Source organism: Pararhizobium sp. PWRC1-1, from assembly GCF_049897905.1.
Classification (GTDB): domain Bacteria; phylum Pseudomonadota; class Alphaproteobacteria; order Rhizobiales; family Rhizobiaceae; genus Pararhizobium.
In genome coordinates this window covers 28643-48157 of the sequence record NZ_JAFCXE010000029.1, presented here as the reverse complement: position 1 = coordinate 48157, position 19515 = coordinate 28643, and the positions used below count along the sequence as shown (strand labels likewise).

17 protein-coding genes, 1 pseudogene and 1 riboswitch are annotated in these 19515 nt (G+C 59.1%); of the genes and pseudogenes, 13 read left to right on the top strand and 5 right to left on the bottom strand.

From position 1 onward, the window contains the following. Positions 1–2 precede the first annotated feature (2 nt). The 4 genes from ACP7E0_RS30485 (at position 3) to ACP7E0_RS30470 (ending at position 4221) form a co-directional block, all read left to right on the top strand. Entirely contained in the window at positions 3–1067 is a 1065-nt protein-coding gene (locus tag ACP7E0_RS30485; protein ID WP_426130566.1) for a substrate-binding domain-containing protein, read from the top strand. A gap of 214 nt (positions 1068–1281) precedes the next feature. Continuing rightward, positions 1282–2259: an ABC transporter permease gene (locus ACP7E0_RS30480; RefSeq protein ID WP_426130565.1), complete on the top strand. Its 978-nt coding sequence runs from the start codon at positions 1282–1284 to the stop codon at positions 2257–2259. A gap of 14 nt (positions 2260–2273) precedes the next feature. Beyond that, on the top strand, positions 2274–3473 hold the full coding sequence (locus ACP7E0_RS30475) for an alanine racemase (RefSeq protein ID WP_426130563.1): 1200 nt from the start codon (positions 2274–2276) through the stop codon (positions 3471–3473). 10 nt (positions 3474–3483) lie between these two features. Next, the gene (locus ACP7E0_RS30470) at positions 3484–4221 is read left to right on the top strand and encodes an ATP-binding cassette domain-containing protein (RefSeq protein WP_426130561.1); all 738 of its coding nucleotides are present in this window, start codon (positions 3484–3486) and stop codon (positions 4219–4221) included. Positions 4222–4230: 9 nt separating this feature from the next. Here the strand turns inward: ACP7E0_RS30470 and ACP7E0_RS30465 are convergent, their stop codons facing one another. After that, the gene (locus ACP7E0_RS30465; protein WP_426130559.1) at positions 4231–4917 is read right to left on the bottom strand and encodes a TetR/AcrR family transcriptional regulator C-terminal domain-containing protein; all 687 of its coding nucleotides are present in this window, start codon (positions 4915–4917) and stop codon (positions 4231–4233) included. A gap of 201 nt (positions 4918–5118) precedes the next feature. Here ACP7E0_RS30465 and ACP7E0_RS30460 point away from each other — a divergent pair, with 201 nt between their 5' ends. After that, the gene (locus ACP7E0_RS30460) at positions 5119–6318 is read left to right on the top strand and encodes a multidrug effflux MFS transporter (protein WP_426130557.1); all 1200 of its coding nucleotides are present in this window, start codon (positions 5119–5121) and stop codon (positions 6316–6318) included. 60 nt (positions 6319–6378) lie between these two features. Here the strand turns inward: ACP7E0_RS30460 and ACP7E0_RS30455 are convergent, their stop codons facing one another. Both ACP7E0_RS30455 and ACP7E0_RS30450 read right to left on the bottom strand, forming a co-directional pair. After that, positions 6379–7575, bottom strand: a complete 1197-nt coding sequence (locus tag ACP7E0_RS30455; RefSeq protein ID WP_426130555.1) for a DUF418 domain-containing protein — start codon at positions 7573–7575, stop codon at positions 6379–6381. A 5-nt stretch (positions 7576–7580) separates the two neighbouring features. Then, entirely contained in the window at positions 7581–8195 is a 615-nt protein-coding gene (locus ACP7E0_RS30450) for a TetR/AcrR family transcriptional regulator (protein WP_426130553.1), read from the bottom strand. A gap of 485 nt (positions 8196–8680) precedes the next feature. Next, positions 8681–8903: riboswitch (cobalamin riboswitch) on the top strand. Between the two features lie 263 nt (positions 8904–9166). Here ACP7E0_RS30450 and nrdH point away from each other — a divergent pair. The 5 genes and pseudogenes from nrdH (at position 9167) to ACP7E0_RS30425 (ending at position 13615) form a co-directional block, all read left to right on the top strand. After that, on the top strand, positions 9167–9388 hold the full coding sequence (nrdH, locus tag ACP7E0_RS30445; protein ID WP_113243906.1) for a glutaredoxin-like protein NrdH: 222 nt from the start codon (positions 9167–9169) through the stop codon (positions 9386–9388). 27 nt (positions 9389–9415) lie between these two features. Beyond that, positions 9416–9823, top strand: a complete 408-nt coding sequence (nrdI, locus tag ACP7E0_RS30440; protein ID WP_426130552.1) for a class Ib ribonucleoside-diphosphate reductase assembly flavoprotein NrdI — start codon at positions 9416–9418, stop codon at positions 9821–9823. Between the two features lie 59 nt (positions 9824–9882). After that, positions 9883–12009 (top strand): annotated as a pseudogene (gene nrdE, locus ACP7E0_RS30435) (class 1b ribonucleoside-diphosphate reductase subunit alpha). A gap of 129 nt (positions 12010–12138) precedes the next feature. Next, on the top strand, positions 12139–13137 hold the full coding sequence (gene nrdF, locus ACP7E0_RS30430; RefSeq protein WP_426130629.1) for a class 1b ribonucleoside-diphosphate reductase subunit beta: 999 nt from the start codon (positions 12139–12141) through the stop codon (positions 13135–13137). Between the two features lie 211 nt (positions 13138–13348). Then, positions 13349–13615 (top strand): hypothetical protein, encoded by a 267-nt coding sequence (locus ACP7E0_RS30425; protein ID WP_426130550.1) that lies wholly within the window; start codon positions 13349–13351, stop codon positions 13613–13615. Positions 13616–14145: 530 nt separating this feature from the next. Here ACP7E0_RS30425 and ACP7E0_RS30420 read toward each other — a convergent pair. Next, a complete protein-coding gene (locus ACP7E0_RS30420) occupies positions 14146–14901 on the bottom strand; it encodes an IclR family transcriptional regulator (RefSeq protein ID WP_426130548.1) in 756 nt (251 codons plus the stop codon). A gap of 139 nt (positions 14902–15040) precedes the next feature. Here ACP7E0_RS30420 and ACP7E0_RS30415 point away from each other — a divergent pair, with 139 nt between their 5' ends. From ACP7E0_RS30415 to pcaF, 3 genes are read left to right on the top strand one after another with little or no spacing between them, the layout of a single operon-like run. After that, positions 15041–15889: a CoA transferase subunit A gene (locus ACP7E0_RS30415; protein ID WP_426130547.1), complete on the top strand. Its 849-nt coding sequence runs from the start codon at positions 15041–15043 to the stop codon at positions 15887–15889. A 10-nt stretch (positions 15890–15899) separates the two neighbouring features. Beyond that, a complete protein-coding gene (locus tag ACP7E0_RS30410) occupies positions 15900–16682 on the top strand; it encodes a CoA-transferase subunit beta (protein WP_426130545.1) in 783 nt (260 codons plus the stop codon). Continuing rightward, on the top strand, positions 16683–17888 hold the full coding sequence (pcaF, locus tag ACP7E0_RS30405; RefSeq protein ID WP_426130544.1) for a 3-oxoadipyl-CoA thiolase: 1206 nt from the start codon (positions 16683–16685) through the stop codon (positions 17886–17888). A 93-nt stretch (positions 17889–17981) separates the two neighbouring features. Here pcaF and ACP7E0_RS30400 read toward each other — a convergent pair whose 3' ends face one another. Next, entirely contained in the window at positions 17982–19511 is a 1530-nt protein-coding gene (locus ACP7E0_RS30400; protein WP_426130542.1) for a hypothetical protein, read from the bottom strand. Positions 19512–19515 lie beyond the last annotated feature (4 nt).

Genomic DNA, 19515 nt, shown 5'->3' with positions numbered 1-19515 from the left:
TAATGAACAAGCTGTCGATGATCCCGGCGGGGCTGGTTGCCGCGCTTCTATCCACCCATGCTTTTGCCGCCGATGGCGCGACCACCGGCCCGCATGGCGAACAGCCGGCGTCGGCCGCAAGCTTCACGCTGACGCAGGATGAAGAGACGAAAATCAAGGACGGCAAGTTCACTGCCGCCCTCGTCTGGCACGAGATGAGCGAATACACCAATGCCGTCAACAGCGGCGCGCAGGACGAGTTCAAGCGTCTTGGCGTCGAAGTTGTTGCCCAGACGGATGCCGGCTTCGATGCCGCGCGCCAAAAGGCCGATGTCGAGACCGTGCTTGCCAAGAAGCCGTCGATCATCCTGTCGCTGCCGGTCGATCCGGCAACCGCCGGGCCGATCTACGATCCGGCGCTGAAGGCCGGCGTCAAGCTCGCCTTCGTCGACAACTCGCCGCAGGGCTATGTGCAGGGCAAGGACTATGTGACCATCGCCTCGGACGACCTGTTCCAGATGGGCCATAAGGCCGGTGTTGCCATGGCCGATGCGCTCGGCAAAAAGGGCAAGGTCGGCTATATCTTCCATGATGCCGATTTCTACGTGACCAACCAGCGCGACCAGGCCTTCAAGTCGACGATTGAGCAGGATTATCCCGACATGACGATCACCGCCGAGGCGGGCATGGCCGATCCGGCCCGTGCGGAGGAGATCGCCCAGGCGATGGTGACGCAAAACCCTGATCTTGATGGCATCTACGTGACCTGGGCGGAGCCTGCGCTGAGCGTACTCTCCGCCCTGCGCGCTGCCGGAAACACCCACACCAAGATCGTTACGCTCGATCTCAACGAACCGGCAGCACTCGACATGGTCAAGGGCGGCGCAGTTGCAGCACTCGTGGCCGACGAAGCCTACGCGATCGGCGTCACCGCTGCCCGTGCAGCGGCCGGATCGCTGGTCGGAAAACAGGCCGAACCGTTCCTGGTGGTGGATTCGCTTGCGGTCACCAAGGACACGGTCAAGGATGGCTGGAGGAAGTCGCTCAACAAGGATGTTCCGGCCACCATTGCCGAAGCCATCAAGTAAACATTGACGCTCGACTGCCTAATCCCTTGGATGAGAATCTAAAAATGGAAATTACGCAGAAGAGTCCGGATGTTACAGCGTTTTTTACATGTGATGTGTAACGCGCGGCGTTGTAGCGCCGATTGAAATCGTCGCAGCGGCCGCACAAAAACGCGCCGCTGCCCGGCGGGAGCCAGGAGTTCCCGTCCATACCCCGCTCTTCGGAGGAACCGCTATGTCCAGCGCCCCAAGCAATGCCGCCAACCCGGCGATGAGCATGATCAGCCGCATCAATATCCAGCAATATGTCGTCTATGTCGGCTTTCTGGCGATCTTCCTTTTCTTCGCCATCGTGCTGAAGGACAGCGGGTTCCTGACGGTGCGCAATCTCTCCAACATCGTGCTGCAGACTGCACCGATCACGATCATGGCAATCGGCATGGTCTTCGTGCTGTCGGCCGGCGAGATCGACCTGTCGATCGGTTCGACCGTTGCGGTCGCAGCGCTCGCTGCCGCCGTGACGATTAACGCCTATGGCATGATCGCCGGCATTGCTGCCGGTATCGGGGCAGGGGTTGCCATCGGCCTGGTCAACGGCATTTTGGTCGCCTATGTCCGGCTGCCGTCGTTTCTGGTGACGCTGGCAACGCTTGGATTGTTTGCCGGTGTGGCCCGGTCGCTCACCAACCTGCGCTCCATTCCCGTCACCGACAGCACGTTCACCGGTTTCTTCGGGTCCGGCGCGCTGCTTGGTATTCCCTCGCTGATCTGGTGGACGGTCATTGCCATCGTTGCCGGACACCTGATCTTCCGTGAAACCCGGTTTGGCGCCCATGTGCTGGCAACTGGCGACAATGCCCGCGCTGCCAGCGTCTCCGGCATTCCCGTGCCGCGCATCCGCCTTGCCGTGCTGGTGATCAGCGGTGCGCTCGCAGGGCTCGCCGGTCTGCTCTATGCCGGCCGCCTGCAAGCGGCAAAGTATACGCTGGGCGAAACCGACCTAATGACGGTGATTGCCGCTGTCATCGTCGGTGGCACGCTCTTGAACGGTGGAAAGGGCTCGATCGTCGGTGCGCTCGTCGGTTCGCTGATGATGGGCATGCTGAACAACGGGCTGATCCTGATGGGGCTTTCCGTCTCCGACCAGATGATCGTCCGTGGCCTTATCATTCTCGCTGCAGTGGCCGTATCGCTGCGCGAAAAGCTGCGCTGAAGAAAGGATACCCCATGTTTCTCGACGTTCTGCGCCGCCGCAACCCGAAATTCCTTGAAGCTTCGATCGCGCTGCACCGGCAGGGAAAGATCCCGGCCAATGCCTATGTGCTGGATCTCGATGCTGTCGAGGCCAATGCCCGCGTACTGAAGACCGAGGCTGATCGCCTTGGCTTGAAGATCTTTGCCATGACCAAGCAGGTCGGCCGTGCCAGCTCGTTCTGCGCCGCCGTGCAGCGGGGCGGCATCGATCGGTCCGTGGCCGTCGACATGGCCTGCGCCCGCGCAACCCACCGGGCAGGTCTGCGCGTCGGCCATCTTGGACATCTGCAGCAGGTTGCCCGCCATGAAGCCAAGGCCGCCGCTGCGGCGTTCCAGCCGGACTACTGGACCGTCTTCAACGATGACAAGGCGGGCGAAGCCGCTGAAGGCGCCTGGGCAGCGGGCTATACGCAGAACCTGCTCGCCCGCATCAAGGCTGATGGCGACACCTTCTATCGCGGCCATGAGGGTGGCTTCGACGCTGCCGATGTCGCAGCCGTGGCCGATGCCTTCGACGCGCTCAATGGCGGACGGTTTGCCGGGATCACCACGTTTCCGGCGCTGCTGTTCGACCACAAGAGCCGCAAGGTTTTGCCAACGCACAATCTGGCGACGCTGACCAAGGCTGCCGAGGCGCTGGCGAAGGCCGGACGCACCGGCATTGAAGTCAATGCACCGGGCACGACATCCTCGGTTCTGCTGCAGGGACTGGCTGATGCAGGTGCGACGCAATGTGAACCCGGAAACGGTCTGCACGGTATGACGGCGCTGCATGTCGTCGAGGACCTGCCGGAGCTTCCGGCCGTTTGCTACCTCACCGAGGTCTCGCACCTTTCTGGCGGCAAGGCCTATTGCTTCGGCGGCGGCTTCTACATCGACCCGATCTTTCCGGACTACGATGTCAAGGCGATCGTCTCAGGCGAGCCGACGGTCGCGGCATCGTCGCTGCGCAGTGTCGAAGTGCCGCCGCCATCGGCCATCGACTACTACGCGATGATCGATGCTGGTGGACCGAAAGCACCGAAGCCCGGCGATACCGCCGTCTTCGGTTTCCGCGGACAGGCCTTCGTCACCCGCGCCTATGTCGTCGGCGTCGCTGGAATATCCAAGGGCATGCCGAAAGTCGAAAGCATCGAGAACGGTTTCGGCGAACCTCAATCCTGGCCGGTGTAGGAGAACGACAATGAATAATCAGGCCCCTGTGCTGCAGTTGAAAGACATCCGCAAGAATTTCGACGCGGTCGTCGCCATCGAGAATTTTTCGCTCGATATCTATCCCGGCGAGATCGTCGCCCTCGTTGGCGATAACGGCGCTGGCAAGTCGACGCTGATCAAGATCGTCTCCGGCGTCTATGGCCCGTCCTCCGGCACGATCACCATCGAGGGCGAGACCGTCGCCATGTCCAACGCCACCATGGCCCGCTCGCACGGGATCGAGGTGGTCTATCAGGATCTGGCGCTGGCCGACCAGCAGACGGTCTATATGAACATGTTCCTCGGACGCGAACTCACCAACAGTATTGGCCTACTTGATCGCAGCACGATGATTTCCGAGACGGAAAAGCTGGTGAAAGAACTCGATGTGCGCATTCCGTCGGCGCATGCGACGATCCGCGATCTCTCCGGCGGCCAGCGACAGGGTGTAGCGATCGCCCGTGCCACCCGCTGGGCAAAGAAGCTGATCCTGCTCGACGAGCCGACGGCAGCGCTCGGCGTTGCCGAGACTGCGAAGGTCGAGGAAATCGTGCAATCGCTGAAGTCGCGCAATATCGGCGTGCTCATCATCAGCCACAGCCTCGATCAGGTGTTCAAGCTGTCTGACCGGATCTGCGTCTTAAGGCGCGGTAAGCAGATCGGCATCCGCAGGACCGCGGAGACCAACAAGAACGAGATAGTCTCGATGATTACCGGCGTCAGTTGACACCGGGATTCACGCCGTCTTGACCGCCAGCGTGTTTGCCTGCGCTGGCGCATAGGCCCGCATGAATGTCCGTACGGCATTGCGGGCGGCCGTTTCCAGCTCCGCTTCCGTTGGCGTCACGCCAAACAGCGTGCTCATCTGCAGGTCGGCATTGACCAGTGCCAGGAACTGACGGGCAGCGACGTCGAAATCGTCTATATCCAGCAGGCCCTTGTGGGCAAGCCTTGAGAAAAGCGCTGCCAGTGCCGTGCCGATCTTGCCGGGGCCGTGCTGGCGCCAGCTTTCGAACAGATGCGGATAGCGCTCGCCTTCGGACTGGACCAGCTTGCGCAGGAACTTTCCGTCCTGGTTGCAGATGCAATTGTGGCTAAGGCGAACGGCGAAAGCGACGAGATCGTCTTCGAAATTGTCCGGCTTCTCGGGAAATGTCGACAGCGTGGTGAACAGCATGGCGTTGGCCCGGTCCATCACGTCCTCGACCACGGCGGTGAACAGGTTCTCTTTTTCCCGGTAGTGATTGTAGACGGTCTGGCGCGAGACACAGGCTTCGGCAGCGATCTCGTCGATACTGGCGCCGGTAAAACCTTGACGGCAAAACACTTCTGCGGCGGCTTCCAGAATAGACTTGCGCTTGGCGCATTGCCCGCGCTGGCTGTGCACGGACATTTTCGGAACTGGGTCACGATTGGTTTTCATAGGCCAAACATAAAGTCTCTTGACGTTTTAGACAATGGTGTCTAATTTTACATCTATGTCCAATTATTTTGACACTGACTGCCAAAGGCGCAGAGGTCTCCCAAGCACCGTGACCTTGGCAACGATCACATTGAACCCTTGAGAGCAACGCGGCATGACACCGGTCCGGTCTTGTGCGGCCGTTTTCTGAAAGATGACCCCATGACGTCCTCCTTCTTCCGGACTGCCCTCATCCTCGGCCTGTTGTCGGCCATCGGCCCCTTCGCCATCGACATGTATCTTCCGGCGCTGCCCTCGATCGGGCAAGACCTCGGCGCCGAGAACCATATCGTGCAGCTGAGCCTGCTTGCCTTCTTCATCTCCTTTGCGCTGGCGCAGCTGGTCTACGGCCCCTTGTCCGACATGTGGGGCCGCAAGGCGCCACTGTACATCGGCATCGGCATTTTCGCGTTCGCCAGCATCGGCTGCGCGCTGGCAAGCGATATCGAAACGCTGATTGCCTTCCGCTTCCTGCAGGGGATTGGCGGCGCTGCAGGCATGGTTATCCCGCGCGCCATCGTCCGCGACATGCACACCGGCGTGCAGGCTGCCCGCCTGATGTCGCTCTTGATGCTGGTGTTCAGCATCTCGCCGATCCTGGCGCCACTGACCGGCAGTGCCGTCATCGCGTTCTACGGCTGGCGCGGGGTGTTCTGGGCCGTGATGATCGCCGCCTTGATCGGTCTCATCCTGTTGGCGACGCAACTGCAGGAAACCCGCCTCAAGGAACATCGCGCCGAAAGTGGCCTGCGCAGCGCCATGGCGGCTTACGGGCTGTTGCTGAGGGACAAGAACTTCCTGACGCTGACCTTTATCGGCGGTCTCGGAATTTCCAGCTTCCTCGTCTACCTCGCCAACTCGCCCTTCGTGCTGATCGACTACTACGGGCTGACACCGATTCAATACAGTTTCGCCTTCTCCATCAATGCCGTGTCGTTCTTTACGGTGTCGCAGGCGACGGGCTGGTTCGGGGAACGTTTTGGGCTTGTCCGCGTCATGCGCATCGCGGTGACGGCCTTCGCGCTGACCATGGCAGTGATGGCGATCGTGATGAGCCTCGGCTTCAACCAGCTTCCGGTGATGGCCGCATTCCTGTTCGTCGGTTACGGCTTCCTCGGTCTCGTCATCCCGACAAGTGCGGTGCTGGCGTTGGAAGAGCATGGCGAGATCGCCGGCACGGCGTCGTCGCTGATGGGCACGCTGCATTTCGTCACCGCAGCCGTTGCGATGGTCATCGCGTCGGTGTTCTTTGATGGCACGGCCGTTCCGATGGCGATGGGCATCGCGCTCTGCGCTGTCGGAGCACTGCTGCTCACCCAGGCCACAATCGGTCGCCGTCGCACGGTTGCCGCCGCCGAGTAAGCGGCCGGTCATAGTGATAGGGAACAACAAAGGCCCACCGATGCTCCGGGCCTTTGTTGTTCAGATCGCTTTGGTTTTCCGCCATTTCGGCCAGGCGGCGATGGTGATGGCCCGCAACCCCCATTCCAAGGGGCCATAGGCAAAGCGCGCCATCCACCAACGGCTGAGTGCCAGTTGCAGCATGAAGATTCCCAAGGCGGCAAGCAGGCCGGCAAGCGGCGGCCACTGTCCCATCAGCCGGAAGCCGTAGGCATGGAACAGCGCGGCGCAGATTACGGATTGCAGCAGATAGTTGGACAAAGCCATGCGCCCGGCCGGTGCCAACGCTGCGGCCAAGGTCTCGCCTGCCTTGCGCTGAAACAGCATCATCGCAGCGGCGAGATAGCCGGCGGTGAGGAAAGGGCCGAGCAGAATGCCGAGCGCCAGTCCCAGCACATCCCAGCCGGAGCCGACCAGATAGACAGCGCCATAAGCATAAAGCGCCGAAGCCGGCAGGCCGACGAGCAGGCCGATCCGCAACATCCGCCGGTAGAAGGGCGCATACGTTTTGAAGTCGGCCAACATCCGTCTTTTGCCCGCCGCCATGCCGGCCAGGAACATCGCGAAGGCGCAAGGCGCCTGCATAACACCGATCACGATCCAAATTTCGCTGAGATCGCGCAGATGTTGAGCAATCACCGTTGCCGGCGTCTCGCGATAGGCGGCCATGACCCTGGCGGCATCACGAAACGAGGTCGAGAGGTCGATGGCGGATGGTACCAGTATTTGCGTGAGCCCCAGTGATGCCCAGAGCAGGGCCGTCGCGACGATCAGCCCTTTGGCAAGTCTGAGCACCTTTGCCTCGGGCGTTTGCCGAAAGGCGAGAAGCAGGGCGCCGAGGAAAGCATAGGTGGTAAGGATATCGCCGTGGAACAGGAGAACGGCGTGCAGCAGCCCGATCGTCCACAGCCCAGCCTGACGCCGCAGGATCCGTGGCAGAAACGCCGCTCCGGCTTTTTCCGCCGATTGCATCTGCAGGGTGAAGCTGTAGCCGAACAGGAACGAGAACAGCAGATAGAATTTCATTTCAAAGAGAAAGGCGACGAGAAATCGGACCGCCATGTCCAGTTCCGACGTGAAGAATGGATCAGCCACCGAAGCACCGTAAAAGGGGGACAGGAAGGCGCAGATATTGACGGTCAGGATACCGAACAGGGCGAAACCGCGCACGGAATCGACGTCGAGGATACGCTCCTCGGAAATTGTTTGATGCAGCATCACGTTCAGCATTCTCTGGCGGCGATGCCATGGCGCAGGAAACGGTCGAGCAGCGTGTGCATCATCTTCCGGTTCTGCAGCGGCCGGAATTCCGGGTCGACGGCAATCCGGCTGAAGATGCCGTCGATCAGCGCAGCGATCCAGACGGTCGCAGCTGGGACGTCAAGCGTCGCATCGATCTGGCCGCGGCTTGCGGCCTCTTGCAGCACGGCTTGAAGGGCATCGCGCATCGCCTTGTCGTTGCGCTCGACGCGGCTGCGGATTTCGCCTTCGCGCCCGGCTTCTGCGGCGATTTCGAGCGTCAGGCTGGCGAAGGCTGTATCAGCGGCGAGGTCGAGCACCACGTCCATGAAGGTGACAAGCGCTGCATAATGATCGTTCTCACGACCGATCGCCTCGAAATAGGCGGCTGTCGACACACCCTCTTCATCGACGATCGCGGCGATCATCGCCTGCTTGTTTGGGAAATAGTGAAACAGGTTACCGGGGCTCATCCCGGCAGCAGCGCAGATTTCCGCAGTGCTCGTGCCATGAAAGCCCTTCCGGGCGAAGCATGCCCTTGCGGCATCAATGATTGTCTGGCGGCGTTCAGCATGTTTTTCAGGATCGATTTTTCGCATCAAAGTTGCTCAAATACTTACTAGACAGACTACTCTATCTAACAAATATTCGAGGATGTCAATTGGCTGCTACATGTAGGGTCCGGCCGGTGGGCGTCCCGGCGTAGCCGCACGGTCGCCGAGCTTGCTTCATCCCGCCGTATAGACTTCAAGCATCCGATCCACGTCGGTTCGATCATCGACGTGGTCGCTGAGATTGTTCGGCCGGCAGGCGTTCGGTGACGGTCGCCGTCGAGCTTTGGTCGGAGACATTGTTGGATGGCAGCCGGATTGGTAATGGTGTCGGTCGGACCCGACGGCAGGCCGGTGGGTTACGGGCGTGGCTCATAGCGGAAAGCAGAACGGCTGTCCCGGGCTGCAGCCGCGCTACCACAGCCGATTGCTGTGCCCGCCGTTAACTCCCCGTTATCCACAATACTGCGAAAATTCTGCACTGCACGGCATGTTTCCGACATCTACACATTGACGACATTTTCCCGTAGTATACCATATATAGTGTTCAAGGCTCCTCCGAATCGCAAGGTGCGGAGGCTAAGAGGGAATGCGGTACGCTTGGCCATTGAGGCTAGGCAAAACCGGAGCTGCCCCCGCAACTGTAAGCGACGAGCGTCTGTTTCATTTCAAGTCACTGGAGCATCAGGCTTTGGGAAGACGGAATGGACGCAACGACCCGCAAGCCAGGAGACCTGCCTTAAACAAAACGTCCACGGGCGGGGTGCCCGGAAGGTCGCGTGATGTGCAGCGGAATGACTCCGCTTTGGATTGCGTTCTTCCGATGCCCGCCAAAAAGGCTTCGGGGTGAAGGCATGTCAGTCAATCGAATTCGCAGACCAAGAGTTGCGGGATCGCGAGCGGCAGCGCAGGCCTAACCTCTCGCAAGCATCGCAATACAAGACCCCACGATCGGATCCGTGTGCAGCGGCTCGGAGCCTGTCGTGTGCCAGTAACATCACAGACCCACGAGGAACCTCATGAACATTACCGTCTACAGCAAGCCTTCATGCGTCCAGTGCACAGCGACCTATCGCGCGCTGGATCGTGAAGGCATCGACTATCAGGTCGTTGACATTTCCAAGGACGAGGACGCCTTTGCAAAGGTGATCGGCCTCGGATACCAGCAGGTTCCGGTCGTGATTGCCGGGCAGGACCATTGGGCTGGCTTCCGGCCGGACAAGATCAGCGCACTTTCCTGAGTGAAGCCAAAGCACGGTAGACAAGCGATGGGCCTGATCGTCTACTATTCCAGCCTTTCGGAAAATACCCATCGCTTCGTCGCCAAGCTCGGTCTGAAATCGGCCCGCATTCCTGTCAGCCTAGGCGCGGAAACGCCCGATGTGCGCGAACCCTTCGTCCTCATCCTGCCGACCTATTGCGGCGATGACGGCAAGGGCGCTGTTCCCAAGCAGGTGATCCGCTTTCTCAACAATGCGGACAACCGATCCCTCATCCGGGGCGTGATCGCCGCCGGCAACAGCAATTTCGGCGAGACGTTCGGTCTCGCGGGCAATGTCATCTCGGATAAATGCCGGGTGCCGTACCTGTACAGGTTCGAGCTTCTGGGTACCGACGAGGATGTCGCCAATGTCATCAATGGATTGGAACGATTTTGGACGTCTCAGAGACTTTGACGCGGAATGCGGGCGGAAAACCGTTGAATACTTTTCCTCATTCCGCTGGTGAACGCCCCTTGAAGGCGACAGAAACCGCGATTGATTATCACGCGCTGAACGCGATGCTGAACCTTTATGACGACGAGGGGAAGATCCAGCTGGACAAGGATCGGCTGGCCGCAAAGCAGTATTTCCTCCAGCACGTCAACCAGAACACCGTGTTCTTCCATAATCTCAGAGAGAAACTCGATTATTTGGTGACCGAAGGCTATTACGAGCGCGAGGTTCTCGACCAGTATTCGTTCAACTTCGTGCGCGACCTCTACGATCATGCCTATGCTAAGAAATTCCGTTTCCCGACCTTCCTCGGCGCGTTCAAGTATTACACCAGCTACACGTTGAAAACCTTTGATGGAAAACGCTATCTTGAGCGTTACGAAGACCGTATCTGCATGGTGGCGCTGGCACTCGCCTAGGGCAACGAATCCACGGCCCGCGACATGGTCGACGAGATCATTTCCGGCCGCTTCCAGCCGGCGACGCCGACCTTCCTCAATGCCGGCAAGAAGCAGCGCGGCGAGCTCGTGTCGTGCTTCCTTCTGCGTGTTGAAGACAACATGGAATCAATCGCCCGCGGTATCAATTCAGCACTGCAGCTGTCCAAGCGCGGCGGCGGGGTAGCGCTGTCGCTGACCAATATCCGCGAGGCCGGAGCCCCGATCAAGCAGATCGAAAACCAGTCGTCCGGCATCATCCCCGTGATGAAGCTATTGGAAGACTCATTTTCCTATGCCAACCAGCTCGGCGCCCGCCAAGGAGCAGGGGCCGTTTATCTGAACGCCCATCACCCCGACATCATGCGCTTCCTTGATACCAAGCGTGAAAACGCCGACGAGAAGATCCGCATCAAGACGCTGTCGCTCGGTGTTGTCGTTCCGGACATCACCTTCGAATTGGCGAAGAACAACGAGGACATGTACCTGTTCTCGCCCTATGACGTCGAGCGCGTCTACGGCGTGCCGTTCACCGAAATCTCGGTGACGGAAAAATACCGCGAGATGGCGGACGATGCCCGCATCTCCAAGAAGAAGATCAAGGCGCGCGAATTCTTCCAGGTGCTTGCCGAAATCCAGTTCGAGAGCGGCTATCCGTACATCATGTTCGAGGACACGGTGAACCGGGCAAACCCGATCGCCGGCCGCATTACCATGAGCAATCTCTGCTCGGAAATCCTGCAGGTGAGCGAAGCCAGCGACTATAATGACGACCTATCCTACAAGCATATGGGCAAGGACATTTCCTGCAATCTCGGCTCGCTGAATATCGCAGCGGCGATGGACAGTGCAGATTTCGGCAAGACCATCGAAACGTCGATCCGGGCGTTGACTGCGGTTTCCGACATGAGCCATATCTCCTCGGTGCCGTCGATCGAGAAGGGCAATGATGACAGCCACGCCATCGGTCTCGGCCAGATGAACCTGCATGGCTATCTCGCCCGTGAGCGCATCTATTACGGCTCGGAAGAAGGCGTCGATTTCACCAATATCTATTTCTACACGGTGACCTACCACGCCATCCGCGCATCGAACCGGATCGCTGTCGAGCGCGGATCGAGCTTCAAGGGCTTTGAGAATTCGAAATACGCTTCCGGCGACTATTTCGCCAAATATACGCAACAGGAATGGGTGCCTGCCACCGGGCGCGTGCTTGAACTGTTCGAGACCGCCGGCATCCACATCCCGACGCAGGAAGACTGGCTGGCCCTGAAGAAGAATGTCATGGCGACGGGCCTCTACAACCAGAACCTCCAGGCCGTGCCGCCAACCGGGTCGATCTCCTACATCAACCACTCGACCTCCTCGATCCATCCGATCGTCTCGAAGATCGAGATCCGCAAGGAAGGCAAGATCGGCCGCGTCTACTATCCGGCACCGTTCATGACCAACGACAATCTCGATTACTATCAGGACGCCTACGAGATCGGGCCTGAGAAGATCATCGACACCTATGCGGCAGCAACGCAGCATGTCGATCAGGGCCTGTCACTGACCCTGTTCTTCCGCGATACGGCAACGACGCGCGATATCAACAAGGCACAGATCTATGCCTGGAAGAAGGGGATCAAGACGATCTATTACATCCGCCTTCGCCAGATGGCGTTGTCCGGCACCGAGGTGCAGGGCTGCGTGTCGTGCAGTCTATAAGCATTGCAGGCCCCCTCATACTACCTGTCGGGCATCTTCTCCCCGTAAACGGGGCGAAGGGACCTGCGGCAACCTCCGTCGTCCCCGGGAGAGGGCTAGGGTGAGGGGCATTTCCATCGTGCGAAACACATAAAGACCAAGGATCAAACTCCCATGAACATCGCCATCAAGCCAGTTTCGCGCGTGCGTGCCATTAACTGGAACCGCATCGAAGACGACAAGGACCTTGAAGTCTGGAACCGGCTGACCGGGAATTTCTGGCTGCCGGAAAAGGTGCCGCTTTCCAACGACATTCCGTCCTGGGCGACCTTGCGGCCGGAAGAGCAGCAGTTGACGATCCGCGTCTTCACCGGACTGACCCTGCTGGATACGATCCAGACCAGCATCGGCGCGCCAAAACTGATGGAGGATGCGATCACGCAGCACGAGGAAGCTGTCTATTCCAACATCTCCTTCATGGAAGCGGTGCATGCCCGTTCCTATTCTTCGATCTTCTCGACGCTCTGCTCGACGCCGGATGTTGATGACGCCTATCGCTGGTCGGAGGAAAACGAGCATCTGCAACGCAAATCGGCGCTAATCCTCGAACAGTACCGCAATCCCGATCCGCTGAAGCGAAAGGTCGCCAGCGTCTTCCTCGAAAGCTTCCTGTTCTATTCCGGCTTCTACCTGCCGATGTTCTGGTCGAGCCGGGCCAAGTTGACCAACACCGCTGACATGATCCGCCTGATCATCCGCGACGAGGCGGTGCACGGCTATTATATCGGCTACAAGTTCCAGAAGGGCCTGGAGCGGTTGAATGCGGAAAAGCAGCAGGAGATCAAGGACTTCGCCTACGAACTTCTATTCGAGCTTTATGATAACGAGGCTAAATATACGGAAACCCTTTATGACGGCGTCGGCCTGACCGAGGACGTCAAGAAGTTCCTGCACTATAACGCCAACAAGGCGCTGATGAATCTCGGCTACGAGGCGTTGTTCCCGGCTGAGGCCTGCAAAGTCAATCCGGCGATCCTCTCGGCGCTATCGCCGAACGCCGACGAGAACCACGACTTCTTCTCCGGCTCCGGCTCGTCCTACGTCATCGGCAAGGCCGTGGCGACCGAAGACGATGACTGGGATTTCTGAGCGATTTTCCCTTCGCCGTTTTGGCTCCCTCCTCGAACAGAGCCGATGTTGCGGCCGTACTTGATGTCCTCTCTGACGCAATTGTAACCGGACCGTACTGCCATCCGATCTGAAAAGGGGGATACATATCTGGCTAACCGGTTGACGCTCCACCTCAGCGCAGCGGGTAAAATTCTAGGGTATATATTCGGCCAAACAAGGTACCAGATCGATGCCGACAGACGCGGCGCAGAAGGGTTTGTGGAAGCTGATGTTGAAGTTGCCAGCCCTGCGCGGGCAGCTTCAGCTTCTCACTGTGAGGAATACAAGCTTGCTCAGTCTTTGCGCCGCTTTTCACGATGCAAGCTCTACGCTCAATTCCTTGAGGAAGGATCCGAATGTCGAGAGTGCGATCATCCGGGGATATGAGACACTGTGCAGCGAAATCGAAGGCGAAGTGATCGAGATCAGTCTGCAGGGGCCAGCCAAGCAGCGTTAAGAAATCCGCGTATGCTGCTGTTTCTCTCTTCTTTTATCCTGTTCCGAAGTGCGAAGACATAGCACTTTTGAAACAGTCAAAAGAATTTTCAGCCTTTGTGGACGCAATTATTCCACAAAGAGCGTTTGACCGCTGTTCCGATTCCGAGTGCTAATGTGACCCAAAGTTGAATACTTGGGGGCGGGTATGCGGCGAGCGTAAAGTCGATCAATCATTCTGCGATCACATAGACCAAGTGGAGGCGCAGGTCCGCGTCGATCCCGCGGCTGATATGTTCCCGTCTTCACACGCATGCCGCCGTCATTGGGGTGGCGGCTTCCGCCGGCGCTAGGCTTTCACGCCCGGATCGAGCCGGCCGCTCGGTATTGCCGCCTCAACCTGCACCAGGATATCAGGCGTAGTGTCACCGATACCATGCCATGGACGATACCGGTGAAACGCAGTTGGCGAGGCTTGGCAACGTGCCGATTACGCAGTGAATGATGGCGGTGAGAAGGTTGGCGGAACCCGCCAGCATCGGGTCTGCGAGGTTAACGTAAAACCAGCCGCAGTGCCCTTTGCGTCTCTTTCAGTAAAATCAGATAGCGGGCCACCATCTCGGCAGCTGGCACATGAGCCGCAGGCGCGCCGATATTGATGGCGGCGACCACGCGGCCGCGGTCGTTTTCCACCGGGACGGCGATGGAGCAGAGGCCGAGTTCCAGCTCTTGGTCGATAACGGCGTATCCTTCGAAGCGGACGCGGCGAAGTTCCTCCATCAGCACGTCCGGATCGGTCTTCGTCAATGGCGTATTGGCTTTGAGTTCAGAGCGATCCAGCAGACCACGAGCTTCGGTTTCAGGCAGAGCGGCGAGAAGTACCCGCCCCATCGACGCGCAATAGGCCGGCAGGCGCGAACCCGGCGAGAGATTGATCGACATCACACGCTTCTGCGAAGCGCGGGCGATGTAGACCACCTCGGTCCCGTCCAGCACGGAGGCCGACGCGCTTTGGCCGGATTTTTCCGAGAGCTGGTCAAGATGGGGCTGGATCATCAGCGGCAGCGGTGTCGCCGACAGATAGGCATGGCCGAGCCGCAGCACCTTCGGCGTCAGCGCAAAGAACTTGCCGTCATAGTCGGCGTAACCGAGATCGGCGAGCGTCAGCAGGCAGCGGCGCACCGTTGCCCGGTCGAGCTCCGTCAGCTTGGCCGTCTCGGCGATGGTGAGCTTTGGCCGCGTTTCTCCGAAGGCTTCGATGACTTTTAGGCCGCGCGCAAAGCCGCTGACAAAATCCGATTCCCGCATGCCAAAGCCCCCCCAATTCAAGCTAATATGTGCGTTATACGAACAAATATCAAATACCGCACGAAATATTTGACGGGATACGGATTCGAGCGCTTATTTGCGCCGACCAGACAGGAAGACAGATCAGGAGGAGAATGCCTTGGCGCGATTGATGTCGCTGGCGGAAGCCATTTCCGAAAACGTGCGTGACGGCGATACCGTTGCCATGGAGGGGTTCACCCATCTGATCCCCTATGCCGCCGGTCATGAAGTGATCCGGCAAGGCAAGAAGGACCTTTTCCTGATCCGCATGACGCCGGACATCCTCTATGACCAGCTGATCGGAGCAGGTTCCGCCCGCGGGATGAAATTTTCCTGGGGCGGCAATCCCGGTGTCGGCTCGCTGCACCGCTTTCGCGATGCCGTCGAAAACCAGTGGCCACGGCCGCTTGAGATCGAGGAACATTCCCATGCCGCCATGGCCAATGCCTATGAGGCAGGGGCGGCAAACCTGCCATTTGCCATGCTGCGCGGCTATATCGGCGCCGATCTCACCAAAGTAAACCCGAATATCAAGCAGGTGACATGCCCCTTCACCGGCGAAGTGCTAGCGGCTGTTCCTGCCATCCGCCCGGATGTGACGATCATCCATGCACTCAGAGCCGACCGGAAGGGCAATGTGCTCATCGAAGGCATTCTCGGCGTGCAGAAGGAAGCGGTGCTTGGCGCCAAGCGCTCGATCGTCACAGTCGAGGAGATCGTAGATGAGTTGAACCCGCCATCGCCGAACTCGGTCGTGCTGCCGTCCTGGGCGATGACTGCGGTTGTCGAGGTGCCCGGCGGTGCCTACCCGTCCTATGCGCAAGGCTATTATCCGCGCTCCAACGCCTTCTACATCGCCTGGGACGAGATTGCCCGCGACCGCGATACGTTCCAGGCCTGGATCGAGGAGAACATCATGAAGGCCAAGCCGGAAGACTTTGCCAAACATGCGAAGAAGGCTGCGTGAGGAGACACCGATGAGCGATTTCACCCCCACCGAAATGATGACCATTGCCGCTTCGCGCGCGCTCACTAATGACGATGTCTGCTTCGTCGGCATCGGCGCCCCATCGGCCGCCTGCAACGTCGCGCGCCTCACCCATGCGCCGGATATCACGTTGATCTATGAAAGCGGTACGGTCGGCACCAAGCCGGATGTCTTGCCGCTATCGATCGGCGATGGCGAGCTGTGCGACACAGCCCTTTTCACGGTCTCGGTGCCGGAAATGTTCCGCTACTGGCTGCAGGGCGGACGCATCACCACCGGCTTTCTCGGTGGTGCCCAGATCGACAAGTTTGCCAACCTCAACACCACCGTTGTCGGTTCCTATGACCATCCGAAAGTGCGGCTGCCCGGCGGCGGCGGCGCTCCGGAGATCGCCAGCAATTGCGGCCAGATCTTCATCACCATGGCGCTCTCCAAGCGCGGCTTCGTCGACAAGCTCAACTTCATTACCTCCATGGGGCATGGTGAAGGCGGTAACCATCGCGAACGATTGGGCATGAAGACCAAGGGCCCAACCCGCGTCATCTCCGACCTGTGCATTCTTGAGCCGGATCCGGTCACCAAGGAACTAACCGTCGTGTCGATCCATCAAGGCGTGACCCGCGAGCAGATCGTCGAGAACTGTGGCTGGCCGATCAAGTTTGCCCAAGCCGTAATCGACACACCGGTTCCGACGGAAATCGAGCTTCAAACCCTGCGCGACATCAATGCGCGCACCAAGAAAGCCCATCAGGGCAGCAAGGAGGCTGCGTAAATGGCCGAGGCTTACATCTGTGACTATATTCGCACCCCGATCGGCCGCTTCGGCGGTGCGCTTTCCTCCGTCCGCGCCGATGATCTGGGGGCCATTCCGCTCAAGGCCCTGATGCAGCGCAACGCCGCCGTTGATTGGCAAGCGGTCGATGACGTCATTCTCGGCTGTGCCAACCAGGCGGGCGAGGACAATCGCAACGTCGCGCGCATGTCGCTGCTGCTTGCGGGCTTGCCGCTGGAGGTCTCCGGCACGACGATCAACCGGCTCTGCGGCTCCGGCATGGACGCCGTGATTGCGGCCGCCCGCGCCATTCGTGCAGGCGAGGCGGAGTTGATGATAGCCGGCGGGGTCGAGAACATGTCGCGTGCTCCTTTCGTCATGCCGAAAGCCGAAAGCGCCTTTTCCCGCGCCGCCGAAGTTCACGACACGACGATCGGCTGGCGCTTCATCAATCCTCTGATGAAAAAGCAATACGGTGTCGATTCCATGCCCGAGACCGGCGAGAACGTCGCCGAGGAATTCAAGGTCAATCGCCAGGATCAGGATGCGTTTGCTGTTCGCTCGCAGAACAAGGCGGCAGTGGCCCAGGAAAACGGACGGCTCGCCCAGGAGATTACCTCCGTGACCATCCCGCAGCGCAAGGGCGACCCAATCGTCGTCGGCAGGGATGAACATCCGCGCGCCACGACGATCGAAACGCTTGCCAAGCTCGGCACGCCGTTCAAGAAGGAAGGCGGCACCGTTACCGCAGGCAATGCCTCCGGTGTCAACGATGGTGCAGCGGCCCTGATCATTGCCTCCGAAGCCGCCGTGCGGAAACACGGCCTGACGCCGATTGCGCGTATCATGGGTGGCGCTGCTGCAGGCGTGCCGCCACGCGTCATGGGCATCGGCCCCGTGCCTGCATCGCGAAAGCTGATGGCCAGGCTTAGCATGACGCAGGACCAGTTCGATGTGATCGAGCTCAACGAGGCCTTCGCCAGCCAGGGCCTCGCGGTTCTACGTGAACTCGGCATTGCCGACAACGATGCACGCGTCAATCGCAACGGCGGCGCCATCGCACTCGGCCACCCGCTCGGCATGTCCGGCGCCCGCATCACCGGCACGGCAGCACTCGAACTCAAGCTGACCGGGGGGCGCTATTCGCTTTCGACCATGTGCATCGGGGTCGGGCAGGGGATCGCGATCGCGCTGGAACGCGCCTGAGGAGATCGGCGGCAGGAAGTTTTCCTGCCGGTTGCGTCTTCCGTCTGCCCGGCGTCCGTAGAGCGGTCGCCTATTTCACAGTGGAGACCCGTCTCAATTCTCGTTGACGTAAACGAAGGCAAACTTGTCTTGATAGGCTTTGCGCCAACCGGGAAGTTCGTTGAAGAAGGCAATGCGGCTGTCGTCAGCGGTGAGAAGCGCCCACTTGATGGCGCGTTCATCAATCTCTTTCAGCAGGATGGTCTTTCCGGCGGGTGTGCCCATTTCAGCCGCCCTATTCGAAAAACCATCGAGAAAAAGCTGGTCTGTCCGGCCATCGACGTAGGTCTTGATACCATGAAAAATCAGTGTGCCCCCGAAATTATAGGAGTTCAGCACATTGCCTGAGAGATTATGTGCCCTCGCGAAAGCAAGTGCTCCCGACGCGGACACCGTGTCACTGGGTGTGGCAGCCGAAAAATTGAGAAAGATCATGGCGACAGCAAACCAGCCCGCCACAATCGCACCGCTCATCTGACGAGCGTATTTGACAATGGCCTGTTCCAGAGCATCGTGGGTCTCCGTCATCCATTTTTGCATCGACAGGCCCGGAAACTGTTGCGCAATGTCGGCAGCCAGGACGATCGGTGCTAAAAGCAGCCAGAGGTACTGAAAACGCGAATAGGCTAGAAAAAGATGCAGCGTGAAAACGAAAAAGGCGGCGTAGGTCCAGCGGATGCGGGTACCCGTTACCAACAAAGCAGCGACGACGGTTAGGAGCGCAATCTCGGAAAAATGATCCGTTCTGGCATTGAAAGGGTTCCACTCCATTATCAAGGGGACTGCCTCATTGCCAGAAGCTACCGTGAAGGTCGCAAGGATAGCCTGCAGGCCATATGGGTTGATCATGCTGACCAATGGGCAAAGAAGGCCGAATGCGATCCATTTCGCGAGAAGTTTTGGTTGCGACAAGCGTACGCGGGAAACAAAATCCAACCCTGCGAAGGCCGCGATGACGAAGCCGAATGTAAACGTTGCGTGCAGATTAGCCCAAAGAACGATGAAAGTGAGCAACCAGAACGGCGGTGACTGACGATCCCGCGCGGCGCGAAACAGCACGGCCGTCCACAAAACGATAATCGGCAGGCTAAAGATGAGCGGCCGCGCATTGTAAACCGATCCGGCCAGAACGGTGATCGCCAGGACAGTGGCAATCGTGACCATCGGCTTCAAAGCTGCACTTAGATACCAGGTTAAAATGAATATCATCGACGCAACAGCCGAAATCGTAACAAAGAGCACACCGCTCCAGCCAAAGGCGTTGTAGCCGGTTGCTAGCAGTATCTGCCCAAGCCATTCCTTGGCGATCCACGGCTGACCCGCAAAGGTATAGGAGTAATTATCGACGACCGGGAAGGTCCGGCTTGCCAATATGTCGAGCCCGACTTTGACCTGCCACCAGTTGTCCGGGTCTTTCAAAAGCTCCGCTGAGGCGAAGCAAAGATGGGCCGTGATGATCAGCGCCATGGACAGGCAGAGCACCAGCCGGATCCGCCGGCATTGTTCCGTGGCCGAAAGCACATCATGGCGGCAGCTTGGTTCCTGCGGGATAGCTTTATCTGTATTCATTTCCGTCGTGGACATTACC

What these genes read in the sequence shown, in the direction of transcription:
- ACP7E0_RS30485 (WP_426130566.1), top strand. Translation starts at nt 3, where the DNA reads ATGAACAAGCTGTCGATGATCCCGGCGGGGCTGGTTGCCGCGCTTCTA.
- ACP7E0_RS30480 (WP_426130565.1), top strand. Translation starts at nt 1,282, where the DNA reads ATGTCCAGCGCCCCAAGCAATGCCGCCAACCCGGCGATGAGCATGATC.
- ACP7E0_RS30475 (WP_426130563.1), top strand. Translation starts at nt 2,274, where the DNA reads ATGTTTCTCGACGTTCTGCGCCGCCGCAACCCGAAATTCCTTGAAGCT.
- ACP7E0_RS30470 (WP_426130561.1), top strand. Translation starts at nt 3,484, where the DNA reads ATGAATAATCAGGCCCCTGTGCTGCAGTTGAAAGACATCCGCAAGAAT.
- ACP7E0_RS30465 (WP_426130559.1), bottom strand. Translation starts at nt 4,917, where the DNA reads ATGAAAACCAATCGTGACCCAGTTCCGAAAATGTCCGTGCACAGCCAG.
- ACP7E0_RS30460 (WP_426130557.1), top strand. Translation starts at nt 5,119, where the DNA reads ATGACGTCCTCCTTCTTCCGGACTGCCCTCATCCTCGGCCTGTTGTCG.
- ACP7E0_RS30455 (WP_426130555.1), bottom strand. Translation starts at nt 7,575, where the DNA reads ATGCTGCATCAAACAATTTCCGAGGAGCGTATCCTCGACGTCGATTCC.
- ACP7E0_RS30450 (WP_426130553.1), bottom strand. Translation starts at nt 8,195, where the DNA reads ATGCGAAAAATCGATCCTGAAAAACATGCTGAACGCCGCCAGACAATC.
- nrdH (WP_113243906.1), top strand. Translation starts at nt 9,167, where the DNA reads ATGAACATTACCGTCTACAGCAAGCCTTCATGCGTCCAGTGCACAGCG.
- nrdI (WP_426130552.1), top strand. Translation starts at nt 9,416, where the DNA reads ATGGGCCTGATCGTCTACTATTCCAGCCTTTCGGAAAATACCCATCGC.
- ACP7E0_RS30425 (WP_426130550.1), top strand. Translation starts at nt 13,349, where the DNA reads ATGCCGACAGACGCGGCGCAGAAGGGTTTGTGGAAGCTGATGTTGAAG.
- ACP7E0_RS30420 (WP_426130548.1), bottom strand. Translation starts at nt 14,901, where the DNA reads ATGCGGGAATCGGATTTTGTCAGCGGCTTTGCGCGCGGCCTAAAAGTC.
- ACP7E0_RS30410 (WP_426130545.1), top strand. Translation starts at nt 15,900, where the DNA reads ATGAGCGATTTCACCCCCACCGAAATGATGACCATTGCCGCTTCGCGC.
- pcaF (WP_426130544.1), top strand. Translation starts at nt 16,683, where the DNA reads ATGGCCGAGGCTTACATCTGTGACTATATTCGCACCCCGATCGGCCGC.
- ACP7E0_RS30400 (WP_426130542.1), bottom strand. Translation starts at nt 19,511, where the DNA reads ATGTCCACGACGGAAATGAATACAGATAAAGCTATCCCGCAGGAACCA.